Source organism: Rhodococcus sp. 21391, assembly GCF_016772255.1.
Taxonomy (GTDB): domain Bacteria; phylum Actinomycetota; class Actinomycetes; order Mycobacteriales; family Mycobacteriaceae; genus Rhodococcus_F; species Rhodococcus_F opacus.
The window spans coordinates 220,475-243,648 of record NZ_CP063781.1 but is presented as its reverse complement, the minus strand read 5'-3'; the positions used below and the strand labels follow the sequence as shown (position 1 = coordinate 243,648).

25 protein-coding genes are annotated in these 23,174 nt (G+C 67.9%); 15 read left to right on the top strand and 10 right to left on the bottom strand.

The annotated features are described in order from the left end of the window. Positions 1-12 precede the first annotated feature (12 nt). Genes GO592_RS01160 through xylB form a run of 4 tightly spaced genes read left to right on the top strand, consistent with a single transcriptional unit; the run spans position 13 to position 4,808 of the window. The gene (locus GO592_RS01160) at positions 13-1,017 is read left to right on the top strand and encodes an NAD(P)-dependent alcohol dehydrogenase (protein WP_007301612.1); all 1,005 of its coding nucleotides are present in this window, start codon (positions 13-15) and stop codon (positions 1,015-1,017) included. A 10-nt stretch (positions 1,018-1,027) separates the two neighbouring features. Continuing rightward, positions 1,028-2,509, top strand: a complete 1,482-nt coding sequence (locus GO592_RS01155) for a mannitol dehydrogenase family protein (protein ID WP_007301613.1) — start codon at positions 1,028-1,030, stop codon at positions 2,507-2,509. Further along, a complete protein-coding gene (locus GO592_RS01150) occupies positions 2,506-3,429 on the top strand; it encodes a carbohydrate kinase family protein (RefSeq protein ID WP_007301614.1) in 924 nt (307 codons plus the stop codon). The genes GO592_RS01155 and GO592_RS01150 overlap by 4 nt, the downstream gene beginning before the upstream one ends. Continuing rightward, positions 3,426-4,808: a xylulokinase gene (gene xylB, locus GO592_RS01145; RefSeq protein WP_007301615.1), complete on the top strand. Its 1,383-nt coding sequence runs from the start codon at positions 3,426-3,428 to the stop codon at positions 4,806-4,808. The genes GO592_RS01150 and xylB overlap by 4 nt, the downstream gene beginning before the upstream one ends. A gap of 53 nt (positions 4,809-4,861) precedes the next feature. Here xylB and GO592_RS01140 read toward each other — a convergent pair whose 3' ends face one another. Next, positions 4,862-5,869 (bottom strand): NADP-dependent oxidoreductase, encoded by a 1,008-nt coding sequence (locus tag GO592_RS01140; RefSeq protein WP_007301616.1) that lies wholly within the window; start codon positions 5,867-5,869, stop codon positions 4,862-4,864. 26 nt (positions 5,870-5,895) lie between these two features. Beyond that, a complete protein-coding gene (locus GO592_RS01135; RefSeq protein ID WP_007301617.1) occupies positions 5,896-6,282 on the bottom strand; it encodes a DUF1304 domain-containing protein in 387 nt (128 codons plus the stop codon). 80 nt (positions 6,283-6,362) lie between these two features. Between GO592_RS01135 and GO592_RS01130 the strand changes: the two genes are divergently transcribed. Continuing rightward, on the top strand, positions 6,363-6,956 hold the full coding sequence (locus GO592_RS01130) for a TetR/AcrR family transcriptional regulator (protein ID WP_007301618.1): 594 nt from the start codon (positions 6,363-6,365) through the stop codon (positions 6,954-6,956). 37 nt (positions 6,957-6,993) lie between these two features. Here GO592_RS01130 and GO592_RS01125 read toward each other — a convergent pair whose 3' ends face one another. The 6 genes from GO592_RS01125 to GO592_RS01100 form a co-directional block, all read right to left on the bottom strand. After that, positions 6,994-8,223: an allantoate amidohydrolase gene (locus GO592_RS01125; RefSeq protein WP_007301619.1), complete on the bottom strand. Its 1,230-nt coding sequence runs from the start codon at positions 8,221-8,223 to the stop codon at positions 6,994-6,996. Between the two features lie 104 nt (positions 8,224-8,327). Next, entirely contained in the window at positions 8,328-9,644 is a 1,317-nt protein-coding gene (locus tag GO592_RS01120) for an FMN-binding glutamate synthase family protein (RefSeq protein ID WP_005569862.1), read from the bottom strand. A 10-nt stretch (positions 9,645-9,654) separates the two neighbouring features. Then, positions 9,655-10,353 carry a protein glxC gene (locus tag GO592_RS01115; protein WP_007301620.1) on the bottom strand — a complete coding sequence of 233 codons (699 nt, stop codon included), beginning with the start codon at positions 10,351-10,353 and terminating at the stop codon, positions 9,655-9,657. Next, positions 10,341-11,237, bottom strand: coding sequence for a class II glutamine amidotransferase (locus tag GO592_RS01110; protein WP_007301621.1), 897 nt, complete (start codon positions 11,235-11,237; stop codon positions 10,341-10,343). Before GO592_RS01110 ends, GO592_RS01115 begins: the two co-directional genes overlap by 13 nt. Before the next feature lie 24 nt (positions 11,238-11,261). Further along, entirely contained in the window at positions 11,262-12,623 is a 1,362-nt protein-coding gene (glnT, locus tag GO592_RS01105; RefSeq protein WP_007301622.1) for a type III glutamate--ammonia ligase, read from the bottom strand. A 45-nt stretch (positions 12,624-12,668) separates the two neighbouring features. Then, positions 12,669-13,862, bottom strand: a complete 1,194-nt coding sequence (locus GO592_RS01100; RefSeq protein WP_007301623.1) for an NAD(P)/FAD-dependent oxidoreductase — start codon at positions 13,860-13,862, stop codon at positions 12,669-12,671. Between the two features lie 315 nt (positions 13,863-14,177). Here GO592_RS01100 and GO592_RS01095 point away from each other — a divergent pair, with 315 nt between their 5' ends. From GO592_RS01095 to GO592_RS01075, 5 genes are read left to right on the top strand one after another with little or no spacing between them, the layout of a single operon-like run. After that, on the top strand, positions 14,178-14,561 hold the full coding sequence (locus GO592_RS01095; RefSeq protein WP_005250830.1) for a cupin domain-containing protein: 384 nt from the start codon (positions 14,178-14,180) through the stop codon (positions 14,559-14,561). Between the two features lie 6 nt (positions 14,562-14,567). After that, positions 14,568-15,104: a dimethylamine monooxygenase subunit DmmA family protein gene (locus tag GO592_RS01090; RefSeq protein ID WP_007301624.1), complete on the top strand. Its 537-nt coding sequence runs from the start codon at positions 14,568-14,570 to the stop codon at positions 15,102-15,104. Beyond that, positions 15,101-16,078: a PDR/VanB family oxidoreductase gene (locus GO592_RS01085; protein WP_007301625.1), complete on the top strand. Its 978-nt coding sequence runs from the start codon at positions 15,101-15,103 to the stop codon at positions 16,076-16,078. The genes GO592_RS01090 and GO592_RS01085 overlap by 4 nt, the downstream gene beginning before the upstream one ends. After that, on the top strand, positions 16,075-17,073 hold the full coding sequence (locus tag GO592_RS01080) for a heme-dependent oxidative N-demethylase family protein (RefSeq protein ID WP_005569852.1): 999 nt from the start codon (positions 16,075-16,077) through the stop codon (positions 17,071-17,073). Before GO592_RS01085 ends, GO592_RS01080 begins: the two co-directional genes overlap by 4 nt. Continuing rightward, positions 17,070-17,645, top strand: a complete 576-nt coding sequence (locus tag GO592_RS01075) for a TetR/AcrR family transcriptional regulator (protein WP_007301626.1) — start codon at positions 17,070-17,072, stop codon at positions 17,643-17,645. Before GO592_RS01080 ends, GO592_RS01075 begins: the two co-directional genes overlap by 4 nt. 45 nt (positions 17,646-17,690) lie before the next feature. On the opposite strand, the gene GO592_RS01070 is transcribed toward GO592_RS01075, so the two are convergent. Then, a complete protein-coding gene (locus GO592_RS01070) occupies positions 17,691-17,858 on the bottom strand; it encodes a hypothetical protein (protein WP_007301627.1) in 168 nt (55 codons plus the stop codon). Between the two features lie 98 nt (positions 17,859-17,956). On the opposite strand from GO592_RS01070, the gene GO592_RS44030 reads away from it, so the two are divergent. From GO592_RS44030 to GO592_RS01050, 5 genes are all read left to right on the top strand, one after another. Next, positions 17,957-18,346: a hypothetical protein gene (locus tag GO592_RS44030; RefSeq protein WP_237720667.1), complete on the top strand. Its 390-nt coding sequence runs from the start codon at positions 17,957-17,959 to the stop codon at positions 18,344-18,346. A 5-nt stretch (positions 18,347-18,351) separates the two neighbouring features. Next, positions 18,352-18,915, top strand: coding sequence for a tyrosine-type recombinase/integrase (locus GO592_RS44025; protein WP_237720668.1), 564 nt, complete (start codon positions 18,352-18,354; stop codon positions 18,913-18,915). After that, positions 18,912-19,568 carry a hypothetical protein gene (locus GO592_RS44020; RefSeq protein WP_237720669.1) on the top strand — a complete coding sequence of 219 codons (657 nt, stop codon included), beginning with the start codon at positions 18,912-18,914 and terminating at the stop codon, positions 19,566-19,568. Before GO592_RS44025 ends, GO592_RS44020 begins: the two co-directional genes overlap by 4 nt. Further along, positions 19,568-19,795 carry a hypothetical protein gene (locus GO592_RS44015; RefSeq protein WP_007301628.1) on the top strand — a complete coding sequence of 76 codons (228 nt, stop codon included), beginning with the start codon at positions 19,568-19,570 and terminating at the stop codon, positions 19,793-19,795. The genes GO592_RS44020 and GO592_RS44015 overlap by 1 nt, the downstream gene beginning before the upstream one ends. Before the next feature lie 415 nt (positions 19,796-20,210). Beyond that, positions 20,211-21,731, top strand: a complete 1,521-nt coding sequence (locus GO592_RS01050) for an MFS transporter (protein WP_007301629.1) — start codon at positions 20,211-20,213, stop codon at positions 21,729-21,731. On the opposite strand, the gene GO592_RS01045 is transcribed toward GO592_RS01050, so the two are convergent. After that, positions 21,700-22,464, bottom strand: coding sequence for a 2OG-Fe dioxygenase family protein (locus GO592_RS01045; protein WP_007301630.1), 765 nt, complete (start codon positions 22,462-22,464; stop codon positions 21,700-21,702). The two genes, GO592_RS01050 and GO592_RS01045, sit on opposite strands and share 32 nt — an antisense overlap. Between the last annotated feature and the right edge of the window lie 710 nt (positions 22,465-23,174).

Genomic DNA, 23,174 nt, shown 5'->3' with positions numbered 1-23,174 from the left:
ATCCCCAGGACGATGCGTGCCAGCGTGCTCTCGGAGCCGGGCGTGATCGAGATTCGGGAACGACCCGTCCCGACTCCCGGCCCCGGCGACGTCCTGGTCCGCGTGGCCTCGGTAGGCGTCTGCGGATCGGATGCCCACTACTACCGCGAGGGCCACATCGGCGAGTTCGTGGTCGACCAGCCGATTGTGCTGGGCCACGAAGCGTCGGGCACCGTCGTGGGTGTCGGTACCGGAGTCCCGGCAGCGCGTATCGGGCAGCGAGTCTCCATCGAACCGCAGCGCCCCGACCCGGACAGCGACGAATCCCGGCGCGGTCTCTACAACCTCTGTCCGCACATGCAGTTCTATGCCACCCCGCCGATCGACGGGGCGCTGGCCGAATACGTGACCATCGGCTCGGCGTTCGCCCATGCGATTCCGGACGAGATGTCGGAGGACGCGGCCGCGCTGTGTGAGCCGTTGTCCGTGGCCATCGCTACCACCCGCAAAGCCGGCGTGACGGCCGGATCCCGCGTCCTGATCGCGGGCGCGGGACCGATCGGGATCGCCATGGTGCAGACGGCCCTCGCGTTCGGCGCCACCGAAGTGGTCGTCTCGGACCTCGATCCCCGGCGACTCGACGTCGCAACGAAATTCGGTGCCACCGCGGTGCTCGACCCTCGCGAGCAGGACGTCGCGGGACTCCACGTGGACGCATTCGTCGACGCGTCCGGCGCCCCGAGCGCGGTGCTGGCCGGGATCCAGGCCGTCCGGCCCGCGGGATCCGTGGTTCTGGTGGGCATGGGGGCCCCCGAGATGACACTGCCGGTCCAGACCATCCAGAACCGGGAGTTGGTGCTGACCGGGGTATTCCGCTACGCCAACACCTGGCCGACGGCGATCGCCCTCGCGCGGTCGGGGCGGGTCGACCTCGATTCGATGGTCACTGGAAGATTTCCGCTCGCCGAGGCGGAGCAAGCACTGAACGCAGACCGGACGCCGGGCAGCCTCAAGGCCGTCGTACGCGTCCAGGAATGAGGAGAGACCGATGCAACTGTGCGCGCAGGCACTGCAGCAGTTCGACGACACCGTGCAGGTGCCGAATTACGATCGAAGCGACATCACCGTAGGGATAGTGCATTTCGGTGTCGGCGGATTCCACCGCGCACATCAGGCGATGTACGTCGACCGGTTGCTGCGGCGCGGGGAGGCCCGCGAGTGGGGCATCTGCGGGGTCGGGGTCCTGCCCGGTGACCGGCGCATGAAGGACGTCCTCGACGCGCAGGACGGCCTGTACACGCTGGCGCTGCGGCACCCGGACGGCACCTGGGACGTCAGCGTCATCGGGTCCATCGTCGACTACCTCTTCGCCCCCGACCACCCCGAGGCCGTAATCGAGAAGATCGCCGCGGAGTCCACGAAGATCGTCTCGCTGACGATCACGGAGGGCGGCTACAACTTCACCCACGACACGGGCGAGTTCGATGCCGAGAACCCGGATGTCGTACACGATCTCACCGACGGCGTCGCACCGCGGACCACGTTCGGACTCGTCATCGAGGCGCTGGCCCGGCGCCGAGCGCGCGGGCTGGCGTCGCCGACCATCATGTCCTGCGACAACATTCAGGGCAACGGCGACGTGGCGCGCAAGATGTTCCTGGCGTACGCCGAATTGAAGGATCCCGAACTGGCGGCGTGGATGCGCGAGGAGACGTCGTTCCCCAACTCGATGGTCGACCGCATCACGCCCGTCACCACCCCCGAGGTGACGGAGGCGCTGTCGACGCGGTTCGGCATCGACGACCAGTGGCCCGTCGCCGCCGAACCGTTCACGTCATGGGTGCTCGAGGACGCCTTCCCGCTCGGCCGCCCCGCATTCGAGGACGTCGGCGTCCAGGTGGTCGACGACGTCGAACCGTACGAACTGATGAAGCTGCGTCTGCTCAACGCCAGCCACCAGGGCCTCTGTTACTTCGGCTACCTGTCGGGATACCGGCTCGTGCACGACGTCGCGCAGGACCCACTCTTCGCCGACTTCCTGCTCGCGTACATGGACGAGGAGGCCACGCCCACCCTGGCGCCGGTGCCCGGAGTCGACCTGGACGACTACACGCGCACGCTCATCGAACGCTTCTCCAACCCCGAGATCCGCGACACCGTCGCCCGCCTGTGCGCCGAATCGTCCGACCGCATCCCGAAGTGGCTGCTGCCGGTGATCCGTGAAAACCTGCTGGCCGACCGGCACATCCGGCTGTCGGCCGCGATCGTCGCGAGCTGGGCCCGGTATGCCGAGGGAGTCGATGAGGACGGCGAGCCCATCGACGTCGTCGACCAGTTGAAGGACTCCCTCGTGCCGATTGCGCGCAGCCAGCACGAGAACCGCACGGCGTTCATCGAGAATCAGTCGGTCTTCGGCGACCTGGCCGACAATCCGCGCTTCGTCACCGCGTACCTCTGGGCGCTGGACTCACTGCACAGCGTCGGTGCACGGAAGACACTCGAGGCTCTGCGTGAGAAGGTGCAGTCATGAGTCTGGTCATCGGTGAAGCCCTCATCGACATCGTGACGGCAAGCAGCGGCGCCACCACCGAGTATGTCGGCGGCAGCCCGCTCAACGTCGCGGTCGGTCTCGGCCGGCTCGATCGTCCGGTCGAATTCGTCACCCGGATCGGCGGCGACACGAGAGGCGGCGCGATCGTCCGGCACCTCGAGCAGTCGGGAGTGAGCCTCGCGCCCGGCAGCGTCACCGCGCAGCGAACGGCGACGGCCCACGCCACCCTCGATTCCGCCGGATCCGCCACCTACGAGTTCGACATCGAGTGGGACCTCCCCTGCCCCAGCGGGTCGTCTACCCCGGCGCTCGTCCACACCGGTTCCATTGCCGCCGTGATGGAACCCGGCTGCGACGTCGTCGCCGACATGCTCGACCGCCGCCGCTCGTCGGCGACCATCAGCTACGACCCCAACGTGCGACCGGTGCTGATCACCGACAAAGCACGCGCCCGGCAGCGGATCGAGCACCTCGTGTCGATCTCGGACATCGTCAAGGTCAGCGACGAGGACCTCCGCTGGTACGACCCCGAACGGGATCCCGACGACATCGCCCGCGAATGGCTGTCCCGCGGACCGGCGATGGTCGCGGTGACGAAGGGCGCCGAGGGCGCATTCGCGGTCTGCGCGGCCGGACTCGTCGAGGTCGCGGCCCGCAACGTCGAGGTGGTCGACACGGTCGGCGCGGGTGACGCCTTCATGGCCGGGCTCCTCGACGGGTTCTGGGCGCACGGCTTCCTCGGCGCGGAGAGCCGCGACGCCCTCCACGCGATCGCCCCGGAAGAGGTGCGGAACGTGCTGGACAACGCGGTACTTATGTCGGGTCTCACCGTCGCGCGCGCAGGGGCGGACCTCCCCAGCCGCGAAACACTGGATCGCGCGGCAGGTGTCCAGCAATGACCCTCGTCGCGGGCATCGATTCGTCCACCCAGTCGTGCAAGGTGATCGTCTGCGACGCCGACACCGGTGAGTTCGTCCGTGAGGGCAGGGCCTCGCATCCGGACGGCACCGAGGTCGACCCGCAGGCGTGGGCGTCGGCCCTCGACAACGCCATCGCCGCCGCCGGCGGACTCGACGACGTCGCCGCGGTGTCGGTCGGCGCGCAACAGCACGGCATGGTGTGCCTCGACGACGCCGGAACGGTCGTGCGTCCGGCGTTGCTGTGGAACGACACTCGCTCCGCCGACGCCGCCGCACAGCTGGTGGACGATCTCGGTGGTCCGGACGCGTGGGCGGACGCGGTGGGGGTGGTGCCGCTCGCCGCGATCACCGTCAGCAAACTGCGCTGGCTCGCCGATTCCGAACCGGCGAACGCCGACCGGACGTCCGCGGTGTGCCTGCCCCACGACTGGCTCGGCTGGCAGCTCACCGGCAGGTCCGATCTAGGCACCCTGGCCACCGATCGCGGCGACGCCAGCGGCACCGGATACTTCTCCGCGGCAACGGATTCCTACCGCCCCGACCTGCTGTCGCTGGCACTACGCGGACGCACCGCCGCCGTGCCGCGCGTGGCCCGCCCGGCCGAGCGGATCGGGGAAACCCGATGGGGCGCCGCCGTCGGTCCCGGCACCGGCGACAACGCCGCCGCCGCACTCGCCCTCGACGCCCAGGAAGGCGACGTCGTCGTCTCGGTGGGAACGTCGGGTGTCGTATCCGCGGTGTCCGTGACACCGGCGAACGATCCAGGCGGTTTCGTCGCCGGCTTCGCCGACGCCACCGGACGTCAACTGCCCCTCGTGTGCACCCTGAACGCCGCCCGGGTGCTCGACGCGACCGCCTCCCTGCTGGGCGTCGATCACGACGAACTGTCGCGGCTGGCGCTGTCGGCGCCGTCGGGCAGCGGCGGGCTGGTGATGGTGCCGTATTTCGAGGGTGAGCGCACCCCCAACCGCCCGAACGCCACCGGCTCCGTCCACGGACTGCGGCTGGCCAATTCGACCCCCGCTCACCTCGCCCGCGCGGCAGTCGAGGGGCTGCTGTGCGGCCTGGCGGACGGCATCGACCACCTGATCGCCCAGGGCGTCACGGTGCGTCGTATCCTCCTCGTCGGGGGCGGCGCCCGCTCACAGGCACTGTGCGAACTCGCGCCCGCCATCTTCGGGGCGCCGGTCCTGGTGCCGCAACCGGCGGAGTACGTCGCGATCGGCGCCTGCAGGCAGGCGGCCTGGACGCTGGCCGGGACCCTGGAACCACCCCAGTGGAATCAGACGTCCACCCAGCGTTACGAAGCCGACTCGGCACCCGAAGTGCGCGAACGGTACGCCTCCGTGAGGCGCTGACGCGCCTGTGCGCCTTTCCGGTTGCTCCAGCTACCAAAAAGGCGCACGGGTGGCTACGCCACCTTCACCAGCATCTTGCCGACATTTCCGCCGTGCATGAGCTGCAGGAACGCGTCGACCGAGTTCTCGATGCCGTCGACGACGGTCTCGTCGTGGACCACGTCGCCGGACGCGAGCCACGGTCCCATCTTGGCGGCGAACTCGGGGAAGACGTGCGTGTAGTTGCCGAGGGTGAAGCCCTCGAGGGTGAGCCCGCGGCTGATGATGTTCACCATGTTGTCGGGGCCCGGCGTGCGCTCGGTGGCGTTGTACGCGGAGATGGCACCGCAGAGGGCGGCGCGTCCGCCGTTCCGCATGACGTCGAGCGCGGCCTCGAGGTGGTCGCCGCCGACGTTGTCGAAGTAGACGTCGATGCCGTCACCGGCGAGTCCGCGAAGCTGCTCGCGCACCGGTGCCTGCTTGTAGTCGAATGCCGCGTCGTATCCGTAGCGGTCGGTCAACAGGGCGACCTTCTCGGCGGACCCGGCGGATCCGATGACGCGCGACGCGCCCTCGAGTCGTGCGATCTGCCCGGCGGCGGTCCCCACCGCACCCGCGGCGCCGGAGATGAACACGGAGTCGCCGGGCTTCAGGTGGGCGATGTGCACGAGTCCGACGTAGGCCGTGAGCCCGGTCAGTCCGAGAATCCCCAAATAGGCTGAGATCGACACTCCCGGGATCTCGTCGACGACGCGGAACGCCGAGGCGTCACCCTGCGCGACGTCCCGCCACCCGAGGTCGTGAACCACCACCGAGCCGACCGGATGCGTGGCGGCGGTGGATTCGACGACCCGACCGACAGCTCCGCCGGTCATCGTCTCGCCCAGCGCGAACGGCGGGATGTACGACTTCACGTCGTTCATCCGGCCGCGCATGTAGGGGTCGACCGAGACGAACTCGTTGGCCACGCGCACCTGGTCGGGCCCGAGGTCGGGCAGCTCGACGGTCGCGGTGCGGAAGTCGTCCTGGGTGGGCCAGCCCACCGGCCGGTTGATCAGCTGAATCTGGGTGCTCGTCGTCATGGGTGTTCCTTTCGATACTTCTGAGGTCACAGCGCCAGTCCGAGCGCGAGGAGGAGTACCGCGAGCAGCGGAAGTGTTCCCTGCGTGATCGCTGCGCGAGCCTTGTCGGGCGACGACAGCAGGAGCACGAGGGCCGCGAGGAGCATGGATCCCGCGCCGGCGAAGACGAGAGCCGCACCGACGCCGGTCGCGCCGATGATCACGGCGACGATGCCGACTGCGGTCACGATCGCCAAGAAGAGGTTGTAAAAGCCCTGGTTGAAGGCAATCTCCTTGGTGGCCGCGGCTTCTTCGGCAGTGGTCCCGAACGTCGCGCGGGTGCGCGGAGCGGTCCAGAGGACGGACTCGAGCACGAAGATGTACACGTGCAGCGCACTGGCGAGTGCGGCAAGAACAAGACCCGCGGCGACCATACGAAACTCCTCCTCGTTCTGAACTGACCATTTCAATATATACTGAAATGGTCGTTTCACAACCAGCAGTGAGGATCGTCATGCCGCGCACGCAGGATTTCGACACGGCCGAAGTGGTCGGCCGCGCCCGCGACCTGTTCTGGGACAAGGGCTTCGAAGCCACGTCGATACCCGACCTCGAACGCGTCACCGGACTGAATCGGTCGAGCCTGTACAACGCATTCACCAGCAAACGCGGACTCTTCGACGCCGCCGTGCACGACTACCTGGACCGGGTGGTTCGCCCCCGCCTCCGCATCCTGACCGACGAACCGACCCGCCCCGACGCCGCCGAGCGCTACTACCGCAGCCTCGCCGGCGCCCTCGCGTCCCTCCCCGACGAAACCCCCGGACGCGGCTGCCTGCTGCTCAACAGTGCCGCAAGTTTCGCCGCACACGACGACACGCAGCGGTCCGTCGTCGACGCATACCAGCGCGAACTGTCCGGGGCGCTCACCCACGCTCTCCGGGCCCACGACCCGGACGCGTCGACTGCCACCCTGGCACACCGGACCCGGCTCCTGACATCACTGTCCGTCAGCGCCCTCCTGTTGTCGCGGGTCAATCGGGACGAAGCCGTCGCGGTCGCGAACACCGCTGTCGAGCAACTGGAGGAATGGCGGCCCACCTCCTGACGTGAGTGGCAAAGTGTGCCCCGACACGCTTTGCCACTCACATGGCGGTGACCCAGTCCGCCATCACGTCCGCCAGCGCCTCGGCGCCGCGGTTGCAGTCGTCCGCTTCGGCGAACTCGTCGGGCGAGTGGGACACGCCGGTGGGGTTGCGGACGAACATCATCGCGGTGGGCACCTTCGCGGACAGGATTCCGGCGTCGTGCCCGGCAGCGGTCGGGAGGACGGGAATGTCACCCAGGTGGGCGAGCGAGCGGCGCAGTCGTTCCCGGGTCGAGTGCGGGAACTCGACGATCGGCGTGACCGATTCGGCGTCGACCTCGAGACCGATACCGTCGGCGGCCGCGTAGGCCTGCGCCTCGGCGGTGATCTGCTGCACCAGCTTCGTCAACGTCTCCTCGTCGGCGGCCCGCGCGTCGAGCCACGCCCGCACCTCCGACGGAATAGCGTTGGCACCGTTGGGAAGTACCCGCACCTTACCGAACGTCGCGACCGCCTCGTGCAGCGTCGCGGCGGTCCGGGCCGTGTGGACCGAGGACGCGAACGCGAGCATCGGGTCGCGGCGGTCGACGAGTCGGGTTGCGCCGGCGTGGTTGGCCTCTCCGGAGAACACGAACTGCCACCGGCCGTGCGGCCAGATCGACGAGGCCACGGCGATGGGACTGTCGATCAGGTCGAGGGCGCGTCCCTGCTCGACGTGCAACTCGACGTACACGCCGACGCGGTCGACCAGGTCGGGGTCCTCGCCGAGATGGTGCGGGTCGCGGCCGGCGCCGACCAGTGCTTCGCCGAGGCTGATGCCGTCGTTGTCCCGCAGCGCCAGGGCGCGTTCGGGTGCCACTGCCCCGGTGGACAGTTGCGAGCCGACGCACGCGACACCGAACCGTGCGCCCTCCTCGTCGGAGAAGGCCGTGACCGCCACCGGACGCGTCGGCGTGATCCCCCGCTCGCGGACGAGGTCGATCGCGGCGAACGCGGACACCACCCCCAGCGGTCCGTCGTAGGCGCCGCCGTCGGGTACCGAGTCGAGGTGCGATCCGGTGACGAACGCGTCGCGAGGGTCGCCGTCCCAGCCCTCGGGCATCCACCACGCCCACAGATTGCCGTTGCGGTCCTCCTCGACGCTCATGCCACGAGCCTGCGCACAGTCCGAGAACCATTCGCGCAGCGTCATGTCGGCGTCGTTCCACGCGAATCTTCGGTATCCCCTGGTCGACTTGTGCTGTCCCACATCGAGGATGCTCGCCCACAGCGAATCGAAGGAAGTCATGTTCTCGGTCCTCTACTCATAGTTCAAAGCCGGTAGGCGCTCCGCGCCCGTGCGCCTTTCTGGTTGCTCCAGCTACCAAAAAGGCACACGGGTGGCGGAGCCGCCTACAGGGCGCCGGGGATCCAGGTGGTTCCGGCGAGGGGCACGCGGGCCATCGCCGACGCCTCGACGGTGAGGGCGACGAGGTCCTCGGGTTCGAGGTTGCGCAGGTGCGACTTGCCGCAGGCACGGGCGAGGGTCTGCGCCTCCATGGTGAGCACCCGCAGGTAGTTCGCGAGCCGCCGTCCGCCTTCGACGGGGTCGAGGTTCTTGGACAGTTCCGGGTCCTGGGTGGTGATGCCGGCGGGGTCCTTGCCGGCCTGGAAGTCGTCGTAGAACCCGGCCGCCGAGCCCAGTTCCTCGTACTGCTTCGCGTAGCGGGGGCTGTTGTCGCCCAGCGCGATCAGGGCGGCGGTACCGATGGCGACGGCGTCCGCCCCGAGGGCCATGGCCTTCGCGACGTCAGCGCCGCTACGGATGCCCCCCGACACGATGAGCTGTACCTTGCGATGCACCCCGAGTTCCTGCAGCGCCTGGACCGCCTGCGGGATCGCGGCCAGGGTGGGGATGCCGACGTGCTCGATGAACACGTCCTGGGTGGCGGCGGTGCCGCCCTGCATGCCGTCGACCACGACGACGTCGGCGCCGGCCTTCACTGCGAGCTTCACGTCGTAGTAGGTGCGGGTGGCGCCGACCTTGATGTAGATCGGCTTCTCCCAGTTGGTGATCTCGCGCAGTTCGATGATCTTGATCGCGAGGTCGTCGGGACCGGTCCAGTCGGGGTGCCTGCAGGCCGACCGCTGGTCGACACCCATCGGGAGGGTGCGCATCCCGGCGACGCGTTCGGTGATCTTCTGTCCCAGCAGCATTCCGCCACCGCCGGGCTTGGCGCCCTGGCCGAGGACGATCTCGATGGCGTCGGCCTTGCGGAGGTCGTCCGGGTTCATCCCGTACCGGGACGGCAGGTACTGGTAGACGAGGTTCTTCGACTGCCCGCGTTCCTCGGGGGTCATGCCGCCGTCACCGGTGGTGGTGGATGTGCCGACCTCGCTGGCGCCGCGGCCGAGGGCTTCCTTCGCCTGCCCGGACAATGCCCCGAAGCTCATGCCGGCAATGGTGATCGGGATGTCCAGGTGCAGCGGGAACTTGGCGTTGCGGTCGCCGAGCACGACGTCGGTGTCGCACTTCTCGCGGTAGCCCTCGAGCGGGTACCGCGACATCGACGCGCCGAGGAACAGCAGGTCGTCGAAGTGCGGCAGCTTGCGCTTGGCACCCCAGCCGCGGATGTCGTAGATGCCGGTCTCGGCGGCCCGCTGGATCTCGGAGATGACGCCGCGGTCGAACGTCGCCGATTCGCGCAGGGCCGGGTTCGGGGTGTTCATGACGGTTCTCCTAGTACGCGCTGGCGTTGTCGACGTGGAAGTTGTAGAGCTTGCGGGCAGAGCCGTAGCGGGTGAACTCGGACGGGTCGGCGTCGAAACCGGCCAGATCCAGCAGCTCTCGCAGTTCCGTCAGGTGCTCCTCGCGCATCTCCTTTTTGATGCAGTCGGCGCCGAGGGAGGCGACGGTGCCGCGCACGTAGATGCGGGCCTCGTACAGCGAGTCGCCGAGGGCCTCGCCGGCGTCGCCGAGAACGACGAGACGTCCGGCCTGACCCATGAACGCGGACATGTGGCCGATGTTGCCGCCGACGACGATGTCGACGCCCTTCATCGAGATGCCGCAGCGCGCAGCGGCATTGCCGTCGATCACGAGGAGGCCGCCGTGGGCGGTGGCGCCCGCGGACTGCGACGCATCACCCTTGACGTGCACCGTTCCCGACATCATGTTCTCGGCGACCCCGACTCCGGCGTTGCCGGTGACGGTCACCGTCGCGTGCTGGTTCATGCCGGCGCAGTAGTAGCCGACGTGTCCTTCGATGGTGACGTCGATGTCGGAGTCGAGGCCGCAGGCCAGCGCGTGCGCGCCCTGCGGACCGGTGACCGTGACCTTCTTCGGGGCTTCTGGGGAGGTGAGCCGCTCGTTGACGGCACGGGTACTCGACGTCTCGAGGTTCAGGACAGTCGCTTCGGTGGTGGCTACCGGTGCCATACGTGCACCTCTTCCGGTTCGGGCTCGAAGATTCGGGCGTTGTCGACGCCGGGCAGGTTCGCCAGGGCGCGGTATTCGGAGGCCATCGCGACCCACTGGTCGGTCTCGGCTATGACGGCGGGCTTGCAGGAGATGGCGTCCCGGACCACGGCGAACGAGTCGGCCGTCGAGACGAGCAGGGTGTAGAAGCCGTCGAACGTCTCGTTCAGCATCAGCAGCGCCTTCTCCAGGTCGACGCCCTCGGCGAGCTGCTTGGCGACGAACCGCGCCCCGACCTCGGTGTCGTTGGCGCTGTCGAACGCGACGCCGTCACGTTCGAGCTGATGCTTGATGCTCATGTGGTTCGAGAACGAGCCGTTGTGAACGAGGCACTGGTCGGGGCCGACGGAGAACGGGTGCGATCCCTCGGCGGTCACCGCGGATTCGGTGGCCATGCGGGTGTGCGCGACACCCTGCCAGCCGCTCGCCGACGGCAGCCCGAACCGGTTCGCCAGGTCGATGGGGTTTCCGACGCCCTTGAGAACAGTCAGATCGTCACCGAAGCCGATGACCCGCGCCGACGGCACCACGCTGCGCACTGCCGCCGCGAGATCCTCGGCGCCGACGACGCCGTGCAGGATCGTCGTCGGTTGCAGGTCGATTCCGGTGACGGTGGTGTCGAGGGACGCCGACAGCGTTGCGGCGAGTTCCGCTGCGGGGACGGGGCAGTCGAGCAGCGAGACCGTGGACTCCCCGACCGGGGACCAGGCCCGGTCCCCGTAAATCGCCATGCCTGCGGAATCGGGTCCGCGGTCGCACATCTGACCGAGCATGTCGGTGAGCAGGGCGCCGAGTTGTGGGTAGAGGGACGGCTCACGCAGGTGAAGTCCGACGATTCCACACATGGATGTCTCCTTTCGGGAGGTCTGTCAGAACGCTGTCAGGTAGTGGTCGAGTTCCCAGGGGGAGACGGTGTTGTGCCAGGCGAAGAACTCCTCGCGCTTGAGTGTTGCGAAGTACTCGGCGACCCCGGCGCCCGCGACGTCCAGGGCGCCCGTCACGACCGGATCCGATTCCAGTGCGTCCATCGCGTGCAGCAGCGTCATCGGGAGCATGTCGCTGGGACTGTCGCCGGAGCCGGGGGTGCCGGGGTCGAGATCGCGTTCGATGCCGTCCAGGCCGGCGGCGATGGCGGTGGCCGCGGCGAGGTAGGGGTTGGCCGAGCCGTCGCCGCCGCGCAGTTCCACCCGGTTCTTGTCCGGCACCCGGAGGTAGTGGGTGCGGTCGTTGCCGCCGTACGTGGCGTACCGCGGAGACCAGGTCGCGCCGCTGCTCGTGGACGTGGCGCCGGTCCGCTTGTACGAGTTGACGGTCGGCGCGATCACACCCTGCAGCGCGCACGCGTGCTCGAGGATCCCCGCGATGAACGCGTACGCCGTCCTCGACAGTCCCAGCCCCTTCGGATCGTCGCCGTCCGGAAACACCGAACCGGCGTCGTTCCACAGCGACAGGTGCAGGTGCATGCCGGACCCGGTGCGGTCGGAGAAGGGCTTGGGCATGAACGTGGCCTTCATGCCGCGCTTCTCGGCGATCACCGACAGCAGGTACCGGGCGGTGATCACCCGGTCGGCGGTGGTCATGGCGTCGGCGTAGTCGAAGTTCTGCTCGAACTGCCCGTTGCCGTCCTCGTGGTCGTTGGCGTAGTTACCCCAGCCGAGCGTGTTCATGGCCGCGGACACCTCGGTCAGATGGTCGTACATCCGGGTGACGTCGCGGGCGTCGTAACACGGCTGACGGCTGACGTCGGCGGTGTCCGCGGTGGTGAGGGCGCCGTCTCCGACGCGGTGGACGAGGAAGTACTCGATCTCCGCGCCGACGTTGACGGACAGGCCGAGATCGGACGCCTTCTTCAGCGTCTCCTTCAGGATCACCCGCGGCGCGTACGGCCAGGGCTTTCCCTCCACGTGCGGGTCGCAGTGCACGATCGCCAGTCCGGGCTTGACGAACGGGATCGGCGTGAACGACGAGACATCCGGTACGGCAACGAGATCGGAATCCTTGGGCTCCTGCCCCATGTGCCCCGCCGCGTACCCGGCGAAGCCCACGCCGTCGTCCTGAAGCTGCTCGACGGCCTCGATCGGGACCAGTTTGGCGCACGGCTTGCCGGACAGCGTCACGAACAGGGCGAGGATGAAGGTGGTTCCGGTGGCCCGTGCCACCTCGGACAAGGTCTGCGGTGGGGTTGTCACGATGTTCTGCGCGGTGAACGCGTCAGCAGTGTCGACAGCCATGGGTAGCTCCTGAACTGGTGGTCTACGGGTGAGGGGGTCTGTGGGTCAGCGCATCTCGCCGGCACCCTCGTAGGGGTGCAGGCTGAAGAGGAGGTCGTCCTCCTCGAAGCGTGAGTAGCGGAAGTCGGACGGCTCGACGTTCGGGAGGCTGGTCGTGCCGTCGTCGAGGAGCATGTCGGCGACGAGGCGGCCGACCGCCGGCGAGATCTTGAAACCGTGACCGGAGAACCCGGTGGCAAGGAACAGTCCGTCGACCGGTGCGGGTCCGATGATCGGGTTGTAGTCGGGAGTGACGTCGTACGCGCCGACGTAGCTCGAGGTGATCCGCGGATCGGGCATGTCGGGCAGACGGTTCCCGAGCTTGCCGATGTTCTTCTCGATGGTGCTGTCGTCCGCGCGGTTGCTGTACTTGTCGGGGTCGATGTATTCGGGCGCGGCGTGGTCGCTGTTGCCCACCAGCAGTTCACCGTTCGGCTCGCGGCAGATGTATTGCAGTCCGGCCAGGTCCGACAGCACCGGCACCTCCGGAGTCGGAACACCCTGGTCGATCAGGACAAGCTGCGCCCGTTGGGCTTTCACCGGGATGTCGACGCCGACACCGGCGCCGAGTTCGGGGGCCCACGGACCGGTCGCGAGGATCACCTGCTCGGCATGCACTTCGTCGCCGTTCGCGAGCGTCACCCCGTAGACGCGGCCGTCCGCGTTCTGCAGCAGCGATGCCACCGGCGTGCTCTGGCGGATCGTGACGCCCAGCTTGCGGGCCGAGGCACCGAACGCCATGCCGGCCATGTACGCCTCACTGCGGCCACCGAGGGGCTCGTACGCGAAGGCGGCGAAGTCGTCGAGATGCAGCCCCGGCCACAGTTCGGCCATCTTGTCGTGGCCGATGTAGTCGACGTCGATACCGAGGCCCTGCATCATCGCGACGTTCGCCTTCAGCGGGTCGATGTTGTTCTCACCGACGCCGACCACGTATCCGCACTGGCGGAATGCCATGTCGTCGCCGAAGATCTCGGTGGCACTGGTGAAGATGTCGACGCCGTACCACGACATCGCCGCCAGCGACGGCGTCCCGTAGTGGCACCGGACCACGCCACTGGACTTGCCGGTCATGCCCGAGCACAGGGTGTCACGCTCGAGGACCAGGACATCGGTCTCTCCGCGGTCCGCGAGCGACCACGCGATGGCGAGACCTTCGAGTCCCCCACCGACGATCACGAACTTTGCTGTCTGTGTCACGTTGCTTCCTTCATTCGGCCGGATGATCGGGCGCTGTCGGCATGGGTAGCGGTTCGTTTCATGTCATGAATCGCTGTTGTTCACTATGAAACAGTTCTACTATGTCGATCGTGTTACGGCAACGTTGTTGGTGCATCACCAAATTACGGCGTTCAAACGCTCTTTCAATAAATATCCTCGCGCCGATCTGCACGTTTCCGGCTCTGTCCGATTGATTTACGTCATCGAAATACGTCTTGTGGTTTCCTGTTGCTACTCCTCGTTTCATACAGAGGAGGTCGCGGACCCAACTCACCACACCTTCAGGGAGAACCCATGACCACGACCGACAAGCCCACCGCCGTCCCGTTCCGCGTCACCGCTGGATTCCACGAGAACCTGCCTCAGATGCCGGTCTCGGAGTACCCGGGCACCAAGGGATACATCGACGACGTCTTCGCCAACCCGGACGGCTCGGAGATGTCGGCCGGCTACTTCGAACTCCAGCGCACCGACGCCCCGCTCGACTACTACTACGCCTACGACGAGATGAAGGTCGTCCTCGAAGGGGAGTTCACCCTCGAGAACCTCGACACCGGCCAGGTCGAGGTGGCGAAGGCGAAGGATGCGATCTTCTTCCCCAGGGGCTCGCGTATCCGCTTCACCACCCCCGACCGCGCACTGGCCTACTTCGTCGGCCACCGTTCCTTCGCTCCCTGATCCGCGATGGCGGTATCGATGAGGTCGACCAGCGTCCCACGGTGGCGATCCGACTACTCGGCCGTCGACGACCTCGCAGCGGGCGCTCTCGTCACCCGCTACGTACTGGTCTCGGAGCGCTCGGTCAGCGCGCAGGTCATCCGCGAGCTGTCCGAGCGCGTGGCGCCCGTTCCCACTCGCACGGTGATCGTGGACGACGGGGCCGGATCCGGGTTCGGCGGGCTCGGCGAACTGCTGTCCGAGGCGCGCATCGGGTGGCGGTTCGTCGTGGCGGGCCCCGAGCGCATGGTGGGGGCGGCGCGTGCCCGGCTGATCTCCGCGGGCGCGTTGCCCGCCGAGATCGCCGCGATCATCGACCCCGACGCCCCGGTGCGCGACGTGTTCTGCGCGCACTGCCACACCACGTCGCCCTCGGTGCCGGTCGCCATCGGCGGCCGGACACCGTGCGCCGGTTGTTCCGCCGAACTCACCGTCTACTTCCACTACTCCCGACGCCACAGCGCCTACCTGGGATATCGAGCCGACTCGGAGGAACTGCCATGACCACGGCCCTCGAAACAGTTGCGGGCGAGAGCATCACCGGAGGGCTCACTCTGACAGTGCGCGAGGCACGGCTGCTGTGCCCGGGCATCCGTCACGTCGTCCTCGCGGACCCGGCAGGCCGCACCCTGCCGTCGTTCACCCCGGGCAGCCACATCGCCGTCACCTGGGCCGAGGGTCGGCATAATTCCTACTCGCTCACCGGCCCCTCGATCGAGCCGGACCACTACGCGATCTCGGTCCGGCTCGACGAGAACGGCCACGGGGGTTCGCGCTGGGTCCACGACCTCCAGCCGGATCAGCGCATCCGTGTGAGCCTTCCGCGGAGTGCGTTCGCGCCCGTGCTCAATGCTCGGCACCACCTGCTGGTCGCGGGTGGAATCGGCGTCACACCGATCCTGTCGCACGTCCGGGCCGCGCTCGAGTGGGGTCGTTCGTTCGAAGTGATCTACTCTTTCCGCGACCAGTCGGGAGCGCACGCCGACGAGTTGGCGGCGCTGTGCGGTGACCGGATGATCACGGTCTCCACGCCCGGAGAACTCGCGGACCGCCTTATCCCGAAGCTGGCGGACCAGCCACTCGGTACCCACGTCTACACGTGCGGTCCCGCGCCGATGATCGCGGCGGTGGCCGAGTGGGCCCGCGACTGCGGCTGGCCGCCGGGGCGCGTGCACTCGGAGGCATTCGGGGCGGGCCCGCTGCCCGAGGGGGCGCCCTTTGCCGCCACGCTCGGGCGCACCGGAATGATCGTGCCCGTGCCCTCGGGAATCAGTCTCCTCGAAGCGTTGCTGGACAAGGGAATCAAAGTTCCGAACCTCTGCCGGCAGGGTGTGTGCGGCGAATGCCGGCTGTCGGTTCGCGGCGGTGAGATCGAACACCGCGACCTCTTCCTCACCGAGGAGGAGAAGGCCTCCGGAGATTCGATCATGCCGTGCGTATCACGTTCCGCAGGAGACCGATTGGAGCTGGATCTGTGACAACCACCGACTCGCGCGCCGACCACATCGCGCGCTTTCCGTTCCCCTTTCCCCGCGACCAGTACCGCTACAGCACCAACGTCGAACCGGCCGGACACTCGACCGACACCGCGACCGGCAGCTGGGGTGAGACCCGCATCGCCATCGACGCCGACTACCACCGCGAACTCGCCGAACGCGAGCGCATCCTGGCCGAGGATCCGTCGCGGCACCAGTGCCTGCCCCACATGGTCCCCGCCGCGTGGGACGCGATGCTCACGCTGATGCGCATGCTCGCCGACGAATACCCCGGCACCATGACCCTCGAACGGCGCGAGGGCAGCTGGTTCTGGAAGAACGACCTCCTCGGGATCGAGCACAGCTTCGTGTTCGGCGATCTCGACACGTTGCCGGCGCCGCCGCTGGTGTACATCTGCGGCCAGATCCAGGAAGACGTCGTGCTGCTCGACCAGCGTGAGGGCGAATTGTGGGGCGACGCCGGACTGGTGACGTTCGCGGCGGACTGGTCCTTCGGATTCGACGTGGGCATGAGCTTTCTCGAAATTCACGGCCCCGTCCCGCGAATTCACAGCGAGAAGATCATCACCCGCGCACACAACTTCCTGATGCGGCTCGAGCCCGGCCAGAGCTATCGGCGCACCAACTGGTCGTTGACCGTGGACGGCAAACTCGACACCTCGACCGAGACCTATCCCCGGTGGGGGAAGGACCGGCGCACCCTCGCCGACGGTCCGCTGGACGAGGTCGGGGACCGCCTGTTCCTGAGAACCGAAGTGCAGCATCTGATCCGGCTCGCGCACTCCGGCACCGTCATGTTCCTGATCCGGACGTATCTGCTTTCGTTCCGGGACGTCGCATCCGTTCCGGAGTGGGGCGATCGGCTGTACCGGGTGCTCGAGGACCTCCCGGTGGACATGGCCGAATACAAGGGCATCAGCCGCACCCGGGAACCCGGCATGAGATGGCTGTTGACCCATGGGAACGTCGCACCGTGACGCTGGCCGACGGGCGGCCGCGAAGGCCGGCACCCCAGACCGCTCAGGCTCTCGACCTCGTTCTCGCGACGGTCTCCGTGATCGCCCGCGACGGCCTGCGCGGTCTGACGACCCAGGCCGTCGCCCGTGAGGCCGGCGTTTCGGACGAGGCCGTCCTGCACAGTGTCGGATCGACGGACGCCCTCGTCGACGCCGCACTCCGTTACGCACTGGACAAGAGCGCGAGCGTCTTCGCCGACATCGCCGCCGGATCGTCGCTCGACCACTTCGTCGAACACCTCACCGATCTCGTCGCCCGCGATCCCGACCTCCAGGTCTTCCAGTACGAGTTGATGCTCGAGTCCCGGCGCACGCCACGCCTCGACCCGCACGTGAAACTGCTGTACGCCACGTACATCGAGGCGACGTCGCAGGCACTGACCCGGCTGGGCATCACCGCCGACGAAGACCTGACCCTGCTGGTGTACTCGGCGATCGAGGGATTCATCATGCACCAGCTCGTCGCGAAGGACCGTCCCGCGACCGAGCGCGCGATCGAGCGCCTACGCCGGATCCTGTCGACCGCGAGGTAGTCCCTGCACGTGAGTGGCAAAGTGTGCCCTGGCACGCATTGCCACTCACGTGAGGTCGAGGATCTCCGCCACCACGACCGACGCCGGTCCTGAGACGCGCACCGACCCCCGCTCGACGAGGAGGCAGTCGCCCGGCCCGACGGGACCGAGGTCCGTCGTCAGCCGCCCACCGAAGACCAGGGCGAGAGCGGCCAGCCGTCCGTCGGCGGTCACGTCCTGCGCCGCTCCGATGTCGACGATGTTCTTTCTTATGTGGACATCTCACGGCGAGTCGGCACGCCGGTCAGGGCAGCCAGTGGTGGGCTGGGGTCATGCACGTGCAGACCGTGAAGACGGGCGGAATCGTGTCCTCGGTGGTCCTGGTCGGAGCCGATGGCGAGCCGGTGCCGCCGGTGACCCGGTTCCTGCGATACGTGCTCGATTCCGGCCGCGGCCCGAACACCGCGCTGGCGTACGGCTACGACCTGCGCCTGGTGTTCGAGTTCTTCGCAGAACGCGGATTGACTGGCGCGAATTCCGGCCAGCGCTGGCCCTGGAACTGCTGGGATGGCTGCGCCGCCGCCGCGATGTCGCGTTGGCGATGGTCGCCGAGCGCCACCGCCCGTTCACCGGGAACGCGAGTCGGCAGCAGCCAGTCAGCGGGGAGGTGCGGGTCCGGCTGCCGCGCCGCTTGCCCCGGCCGCTGCGTGAGTGCGAGGTGACGGCGTTGTTGGAGAGTATGCGCTGTTTGCGGGATCTGGCGATGATGCTGTTGATGCTCGACGGTGCCCTGCGTCCAGGAGAGGTTCTCGGGCTGCAGCTCGGCGACATCGCTTATCGCCGACGGCGGGTCACGATCCGCAAACGCGACGACCATCCGCGGGGCGTGCGTGCGAAGTCCCGGCACGAACGGGTCGTCGACCTGCTCGACCCCCGCACGCTGGATGCGGTGAATCGGTATGTGCTCCATGAACGTCCGGTCGACGCACCGAATTTGTTCGTGTTCTTGGTGGGCGGCCGGGGCGCTCGCCGCTGCGAGCCGCTCTCGTACGACGCGCTCGTGCGGATGTTCGCCCGGCGGCTCGACACGCTCGGAGTACGTACGGCCGACAAAACCCCACACGCCCTGCGGCATACCCACGCAACAGCGATGTGGGAGGCGGGGATGCGGGAGTTGGCGTTGCAGCGTCGTCTCGGGCACGCCTCACCGGAATCGACCCGGATCTACACCCGGGTCTCCGATCAGCAGGTGCGGGAAGAGTACTCGGCCGCGTTGCGGGATCGCCGGTGACCGGGCCGGCGACGGCCTTGCCAGCATCGGGTCCGCGCCCGCGGCGGCACGTCGACGAAGGCGAATACCAGGCGTGGGTGGACGCCCACGTGCCCCAACTTCCGGCCCGGTGGGAGCGGATGGGTGCCTATCGCCGGTTTGTCGAGCGCTGGCCGGACCTGGAAACATGGTTCGCCGAACCGCTACTGGTGCGGCTCGGTTTCGTCGGCGAGGGCATGCGCTCGAACGGGCGCACCGACTCGCATCGCGCCAGCGGCTACCTGGTGTATCTGTCCATGGTCCAGGGAGTCGGCCTCGACTTCGAGTTCCTCCTCGCCCGCAAGTACGCCCGTCTGCTCGACAAAGCGCACCTCCTGCGCTGCGTTTCGACCGCCGGAGGCGGATCGGTACAGCTACCCAATGAGTGGGCCCTATTGGGTGCAGGCCGAGTGATGGCGGGTTCACCCGCAGATCGCAAAGAGAAACAGGCCGCCACGCACCTGCCAATCCGCGGAATACCGCAGATCAGGACCGTGATCAGGTCACCGGTCTGGGCAGTGGGTGGCGACCTGTTGCTCGTCGCGGTTGTCAGGAGAGCGCGCGGTCAGCGACGGCGTATCTGTGGGAGCGGGTCTGGGAGAAGAATGCCTGGCTGGGCATCATCGGCCGGCTGATGATCGTGGAGACCAAGGAGGAGTGGGACCTCACGACCGGGACGTCGGTGCGGCGAACGAGCATGCTCTTCCCCCGGTTCCACCAGTGGGAGGCCCTGACGAACATCGTGGCCGCGGTGCGCGAGGAAGGGGTGGGGCAGCGCTGGCCGATGTCCTCGTGCAACACACCACTACTCCGGACGACTGCTGGTTCGGCTTCTGGGAAGGCCGCGCCGGTCATGGCATGAACCTGCCCCATCCCGGGCCGCGCCGTCCATAATTCCGTTCCGGGAAAACTACCTCGCGCGCGGCACCGTGCGCGATGCCGTGCGCACGTTGGGGTCGTGCGGGCCGGATCTGTGGTGGCCCCAGGATCGGGCGTGGTTCGTCGCCTCGGACATCGACCTGATGTCGACTTACATTGGCTCGTGCACCCTCTCGGACACGCCGTCCCGGGCGTAGCCCACACGACCGCGCGCAACGCGTCGGTGGCCGGGTCTCGGTTAGATCCTCGACGACGGCGGTCTCTCGCATCCACCACGAGCCACTGGGTCGGGCAGTCGGTTCGGTCCTCCGAACCTCGGACGGGATGCGGAAGCCGGAGGCTAGAGTCGATCACGTCGGATGTGGGAGCAGGGGAGGTGGGCGGTGCCTACGTCTCGGTTGCAGGCCGACCTGAGGACCCTGCCGATCATCCTGGCCCTGTCCTTCGCCTTCACGATCACGGTCGTCGACCCGCTGGTGCTGAGCCTGAATCTGCCGCAGGTGAGCCGGGCCCTCGATGTGCCACCGCAGTTCGGCGGATTGCTGGGCGGCATGGCGACGCTGGTGATGGCCGCCGCCGTCCTCGCCGCGGGCAACCTCGGCGACGCGTTCGGGCTTCGACGCTTGCTGATGTCGGGACTGGTCGTCGTCACGGTCGCCAACCTGCTCTCCATGCTTTCGCCCAACTACACCTTTCTGTTTGCGATGCGAGTCTTGGACGGATTGGGAATGACGGCGCTGCTCGGCGTGCCGCTGGCCCTGCTCAAGGCTTCCGTGACGGACAAGCAGCGGCCGACGGCCATCGGCGTTTTCGTGGCGGTCGAGATGGTTCTCTGTGGGGTACTCCCGGCGCTCACGGGCTGGGCGGTGGCGGCCGTCGGCTGGCGAGTCGTGTTCCTGGTCGCACCGCTGCTCGCCGTGATCTCGCTTCTGCTGACGGCGAGGTACGTCCCGGAGACGCCCGTTCAGCATCGCGCTCGGCTGGACGTGGCCGGCGTCGCCCTGGTCGGTACGGCGCTCCTGGCACTCGTCATCGGACTGGCAGCCGCGCAGAACGGCATGGTCCGGCCCGAGACATGGCTGCCGCTGGCTGTCAGCGTGGTCGCCGCCGTGCTTTTCGTTCGCCACGAACGCCGCACCTCCGAACCGGCACTGGACCTGGCTCTGTTCGGAAGCCGACCCTTCAGCGTGGCTCTGGCCGCGACCTTCACGCTGAATTTCCTCATGGCCGGGCTCGGCATCGTCCTGGGGCAGTTCGGCAGTGTGGTGCTCGCGCTGTCGCCGGAGACCATCGGCCTGTTGTTCCTCCCCGGCACGCTGCTGATCGCCGGCTTCGTGGTCTTGTCCGGGAGTCTGGTGGGGAAGTTCTCGCCGAGACCGGTGATGGTCGTCGGCCTCCTGTTCATGGCAGCCGCCGGACTGCTGATGGCGGGCACGGTCGACCCGACGATGGCGCTGTGGCTGCTCGTCTCGGCCGTGTGGCTGTACAACCTGGGCTCGATGGTGACCTCCACATCGGTGTCCGAGACGGTGCTCTCCCAGGCGCCCAGCGGGCAGTCCGGAACGGTGGCTTCCGTGCAGTTGGCCTTCGGGATGACCGGCTATGCGTTCGGACCCACCGTGTACCTGCTGCTTCTCAACGTGTTCTTCCGGCGCGAATGGCTGGCCGACACCGAGGCACGCGGACTGACGGCGACCCAGGGCGAGCAAGCCGTGGATGCCGCGCGCAGTTCGGTGGCGCAGAGCCTCGGTGGCGCCGGGTACGACCCGAATCTGCTTCGGCAGGTGGGCGGTCTCGACCTCGGAGCGGACTTCGCCGACGCGGTGCGACTCACCATGCTGACCGTCAGCGTCCTGCCCGTCGCTGTGGCGGGGGCGGCCTTCGTGCTCATGGCCCGCCGCAAGAAGCCGACGGTGTGAAGGTGACTACCAGCACGTCCCTTCGGGCCGGCTCACCGCGGTCGACGGGTCGGATCGGCGAGACACCGTGCCAGGTGCGACGGTCGTCGCCCAGGAGGAAGGTGCCGGGTTCGCGCGGGGTCGCCGTCACGAGTCGTTCGCCGTCCGGGCCGAACACCGAGCTTTCGCCCCCGACGGCATTGTCGACGCCGATCAACAGGGAACCGACCAGCGTGACACCGTCGCGGTGCACGCCCTCGGGCGTGGGCCGGCCCTCGTTGTCAGCCGATGCGACCACGCGGAACGGATGCACCCAGACCGTCCATTCGGGAGCGTCGTCGAGGACCGGCGCGATCCGGCCCACCAGCTTCACCGTGCGCTCGAACAGCGGATCTTCGAGGAACGCGGCTGTCAGCGGTTCGAAATGGCGGTCTCGTCCGAGGTAGAGAAGGTTGGAGTCGTCAGGCTGTACGAATTCACCGTGCGCCGTCGGCTCCAGCGCGCCGTCGGCCGCCCGGTACTGGAACCGGCCGTAGCGCCGCAGCCGGTGCACGCCCTGTTCTGCCGCGTACGGGTCGGGCGCAAGCTCCTCCCAATGCGCGGAGAACCGAACCCAGGTATCGGCGTCGGCACCGATGGATCGCCACAGGTCTGCCGCCGGCATCAGGAACGTACCCACGGAAGCGAGCGCTCGCCGTGCGGCGTCGACCGGGTCCGTGCCGGCTTCCCTACCCCCCGCGGCGTCCTCCCTCATCTACTCAGAGTCGGCGAGGACGGTCCCACAGCGCAACCTTCGCCGGTGCAGGGGCGGCGATGAATTCGGGAAGCGATTCGGTGGGCCAGACCTCCCCGCCGTATTCGGCCGGTCCTGCTGGGCGATGCGGCGGATGGTCCAGGCGCATACCGCGAGCACCCCACGTACCAACCTGTCATCGGAGCAATATCGAACCCCCAACTAGAAGCAGAGCGGCTAGCCTATCCTGCGGAGCTGCAGGATCAGATGTACCGCGCGGGCGATCGGCGCGGCACCTTCGGGAACCCGCCGGAGGTCTGACCTCAGACGGGAGCTCCTGTAGGGTCCCCGCGGTCGGTGGCATTTTGAGACGCTGCGACCTGCGGACTTGTCACTTCTCTCGCAGTGCGAGCCAACTCCAGCCGCGACTCGTAGACCACTAGCGCTCGCTCCGCGCTGGCCCAGTAGGCGCCGGAATAGTGCTTCTGACCGTGGTACCAGCTGAACGTTCGCCACGGTGCGGCGACGTCGACCAGCTCCTCCGGCGAGACATCGCCCCAATCAGCTTCTGCTTCAACACCAGCGGCCTTACGGCGGACGCTCGCCACTACGGAGGTCGGAGGCGGATCAAGATCAACGGCCATCAGGGAACCTCGATACCGAAGCGGACCGCACTACCGCAGCCCTTCACCATCGATCATCAACCCTGGTGATCCGTTGACCCGACATTG

Bases quoted from the DNA above. Each gene is read 5' to 3' on its own strand.
- glnT (WP_007301622.1), bottom strand. From the start codon at position 12,623: ATGGCTGTCGACACTGCTGACGCGTTCACCGCGCAGAACATCGTGACA.
- GO592_RS01110 (WP_007301621.1), bottom strand. From the start codon at position 11,237: ATGTGTGGAATCGTCGGACTTCACCTGCGTGAGCCGTCCCTCTACCCA.
- GO592_RS01135 (WP_007301617.1), bottom strand. From the start codon at position 6,282: ATGGTCGCCGCGGGTCTTGTTCTTGCCGCACTCGCCAGTGCGCTGCAC.
- GO592_RS01130 (WP_007301618.1), top strand. From the start codon at position 6,363: ATGCCGCGCACGCAGGATTTCGACACGGCCGAAGTGGTCGGCCGCGCC.
- GO592_RS01140 (WP_007301616.1), bottom strand. From the start codon at position 5,869: ATGACGACGAGCACCCAGATTCAGCTGATCAACCGGCCGGTGGGCTGG.
- GO592_RS01045 (WP_007301630.1), bottom strand. From the start codon at position 22,464: ATGAGGGAGGACGCCGCGGGGGGTAGGGAAGCCGGCACGGACCCGGTC.
- GO592_RS01125 (WP_007301619.1), bottom strand. From the start codon at position 8,223: ATGACTTCCTTCGATTCGCTGTGGGCGAGCATCCTCGATGTGGGACAG.
- GO592_RS44030 (WP_237720667.1), top strand. From the start codon at position 17,957: ATGCACGTGCAGACCGTGAAGACGGGCGGAATCGTGTCCTCGGTGGTC.
- GO592_RS01090 (WP_007301624.1), top strand. From the start codon at position 14,568: ATGGCGGTATCGATGAGGTCGACCAGCGTCCCACGGTGGCGATCCGAC.
- GO592_RS01150 (WP_007301614.1), top strand. From the start codon at position 2,506: ATGAGTCTGGTCATCGGTGAAGCCCTCATCGACATCGTGACGGCAAGC.
- GO592_RS01115 (WP_007301620.1), bottom strand. From the start codon at position 10,353: ATGGCACCGGTAGCCACCACCGAAGCGACTGTCCTGAACCTCGAGACG.
- GO592_RS01095 (WP_005250830.1), top strand. From the start codon at position 14,178: ATGACCACGACCGACAAGCCCACCGCCGTCCCGTTCCGCGTCACCGCT.
- GO592_RS01155 (WP_007301613.1), top strand. From the start codon at position 1,028: ATGCAACTGTGCGCGCAGGCACTGCAGCAGTTCGACGACACCGTGCAG.
- GO592_RS01120 (WP_005569862.1), bottom strand. From the start codon at position 9,644: ATGAACACCCCGAACCCGGCCCTGCGCGAATCGGCGACGTTCGACCGC.
- GO592_RS01085 (WP_007301625.1), top strand. From the start codon at position 15,101: ATGACCACGGCCCTCGAAACAGTTGCGGGCGAGAGCATCACCGGAGGG.
- xylB (WP_007301615.1), top strand. From the start codon at position 3,426: ATGACCCTCGTCGCGGGCATCGATTCGTCCACCCAGTCGTGCAAGGTG.
- GO592_RS01160 (WP_007301612.1), top strand. From the start codon at position 13: ATGCGTGCCAGCGTGCTCTCGGAGCCGGGCGTGATCGAGATTCGGGAA.
- GO592_RS44015 (WP_007301628.1), top strand. From the start codon at position 19,568: ATGATCGTGGAGACCAAGGAGGAGTGGGACCTCACGACCGGGACGTCG.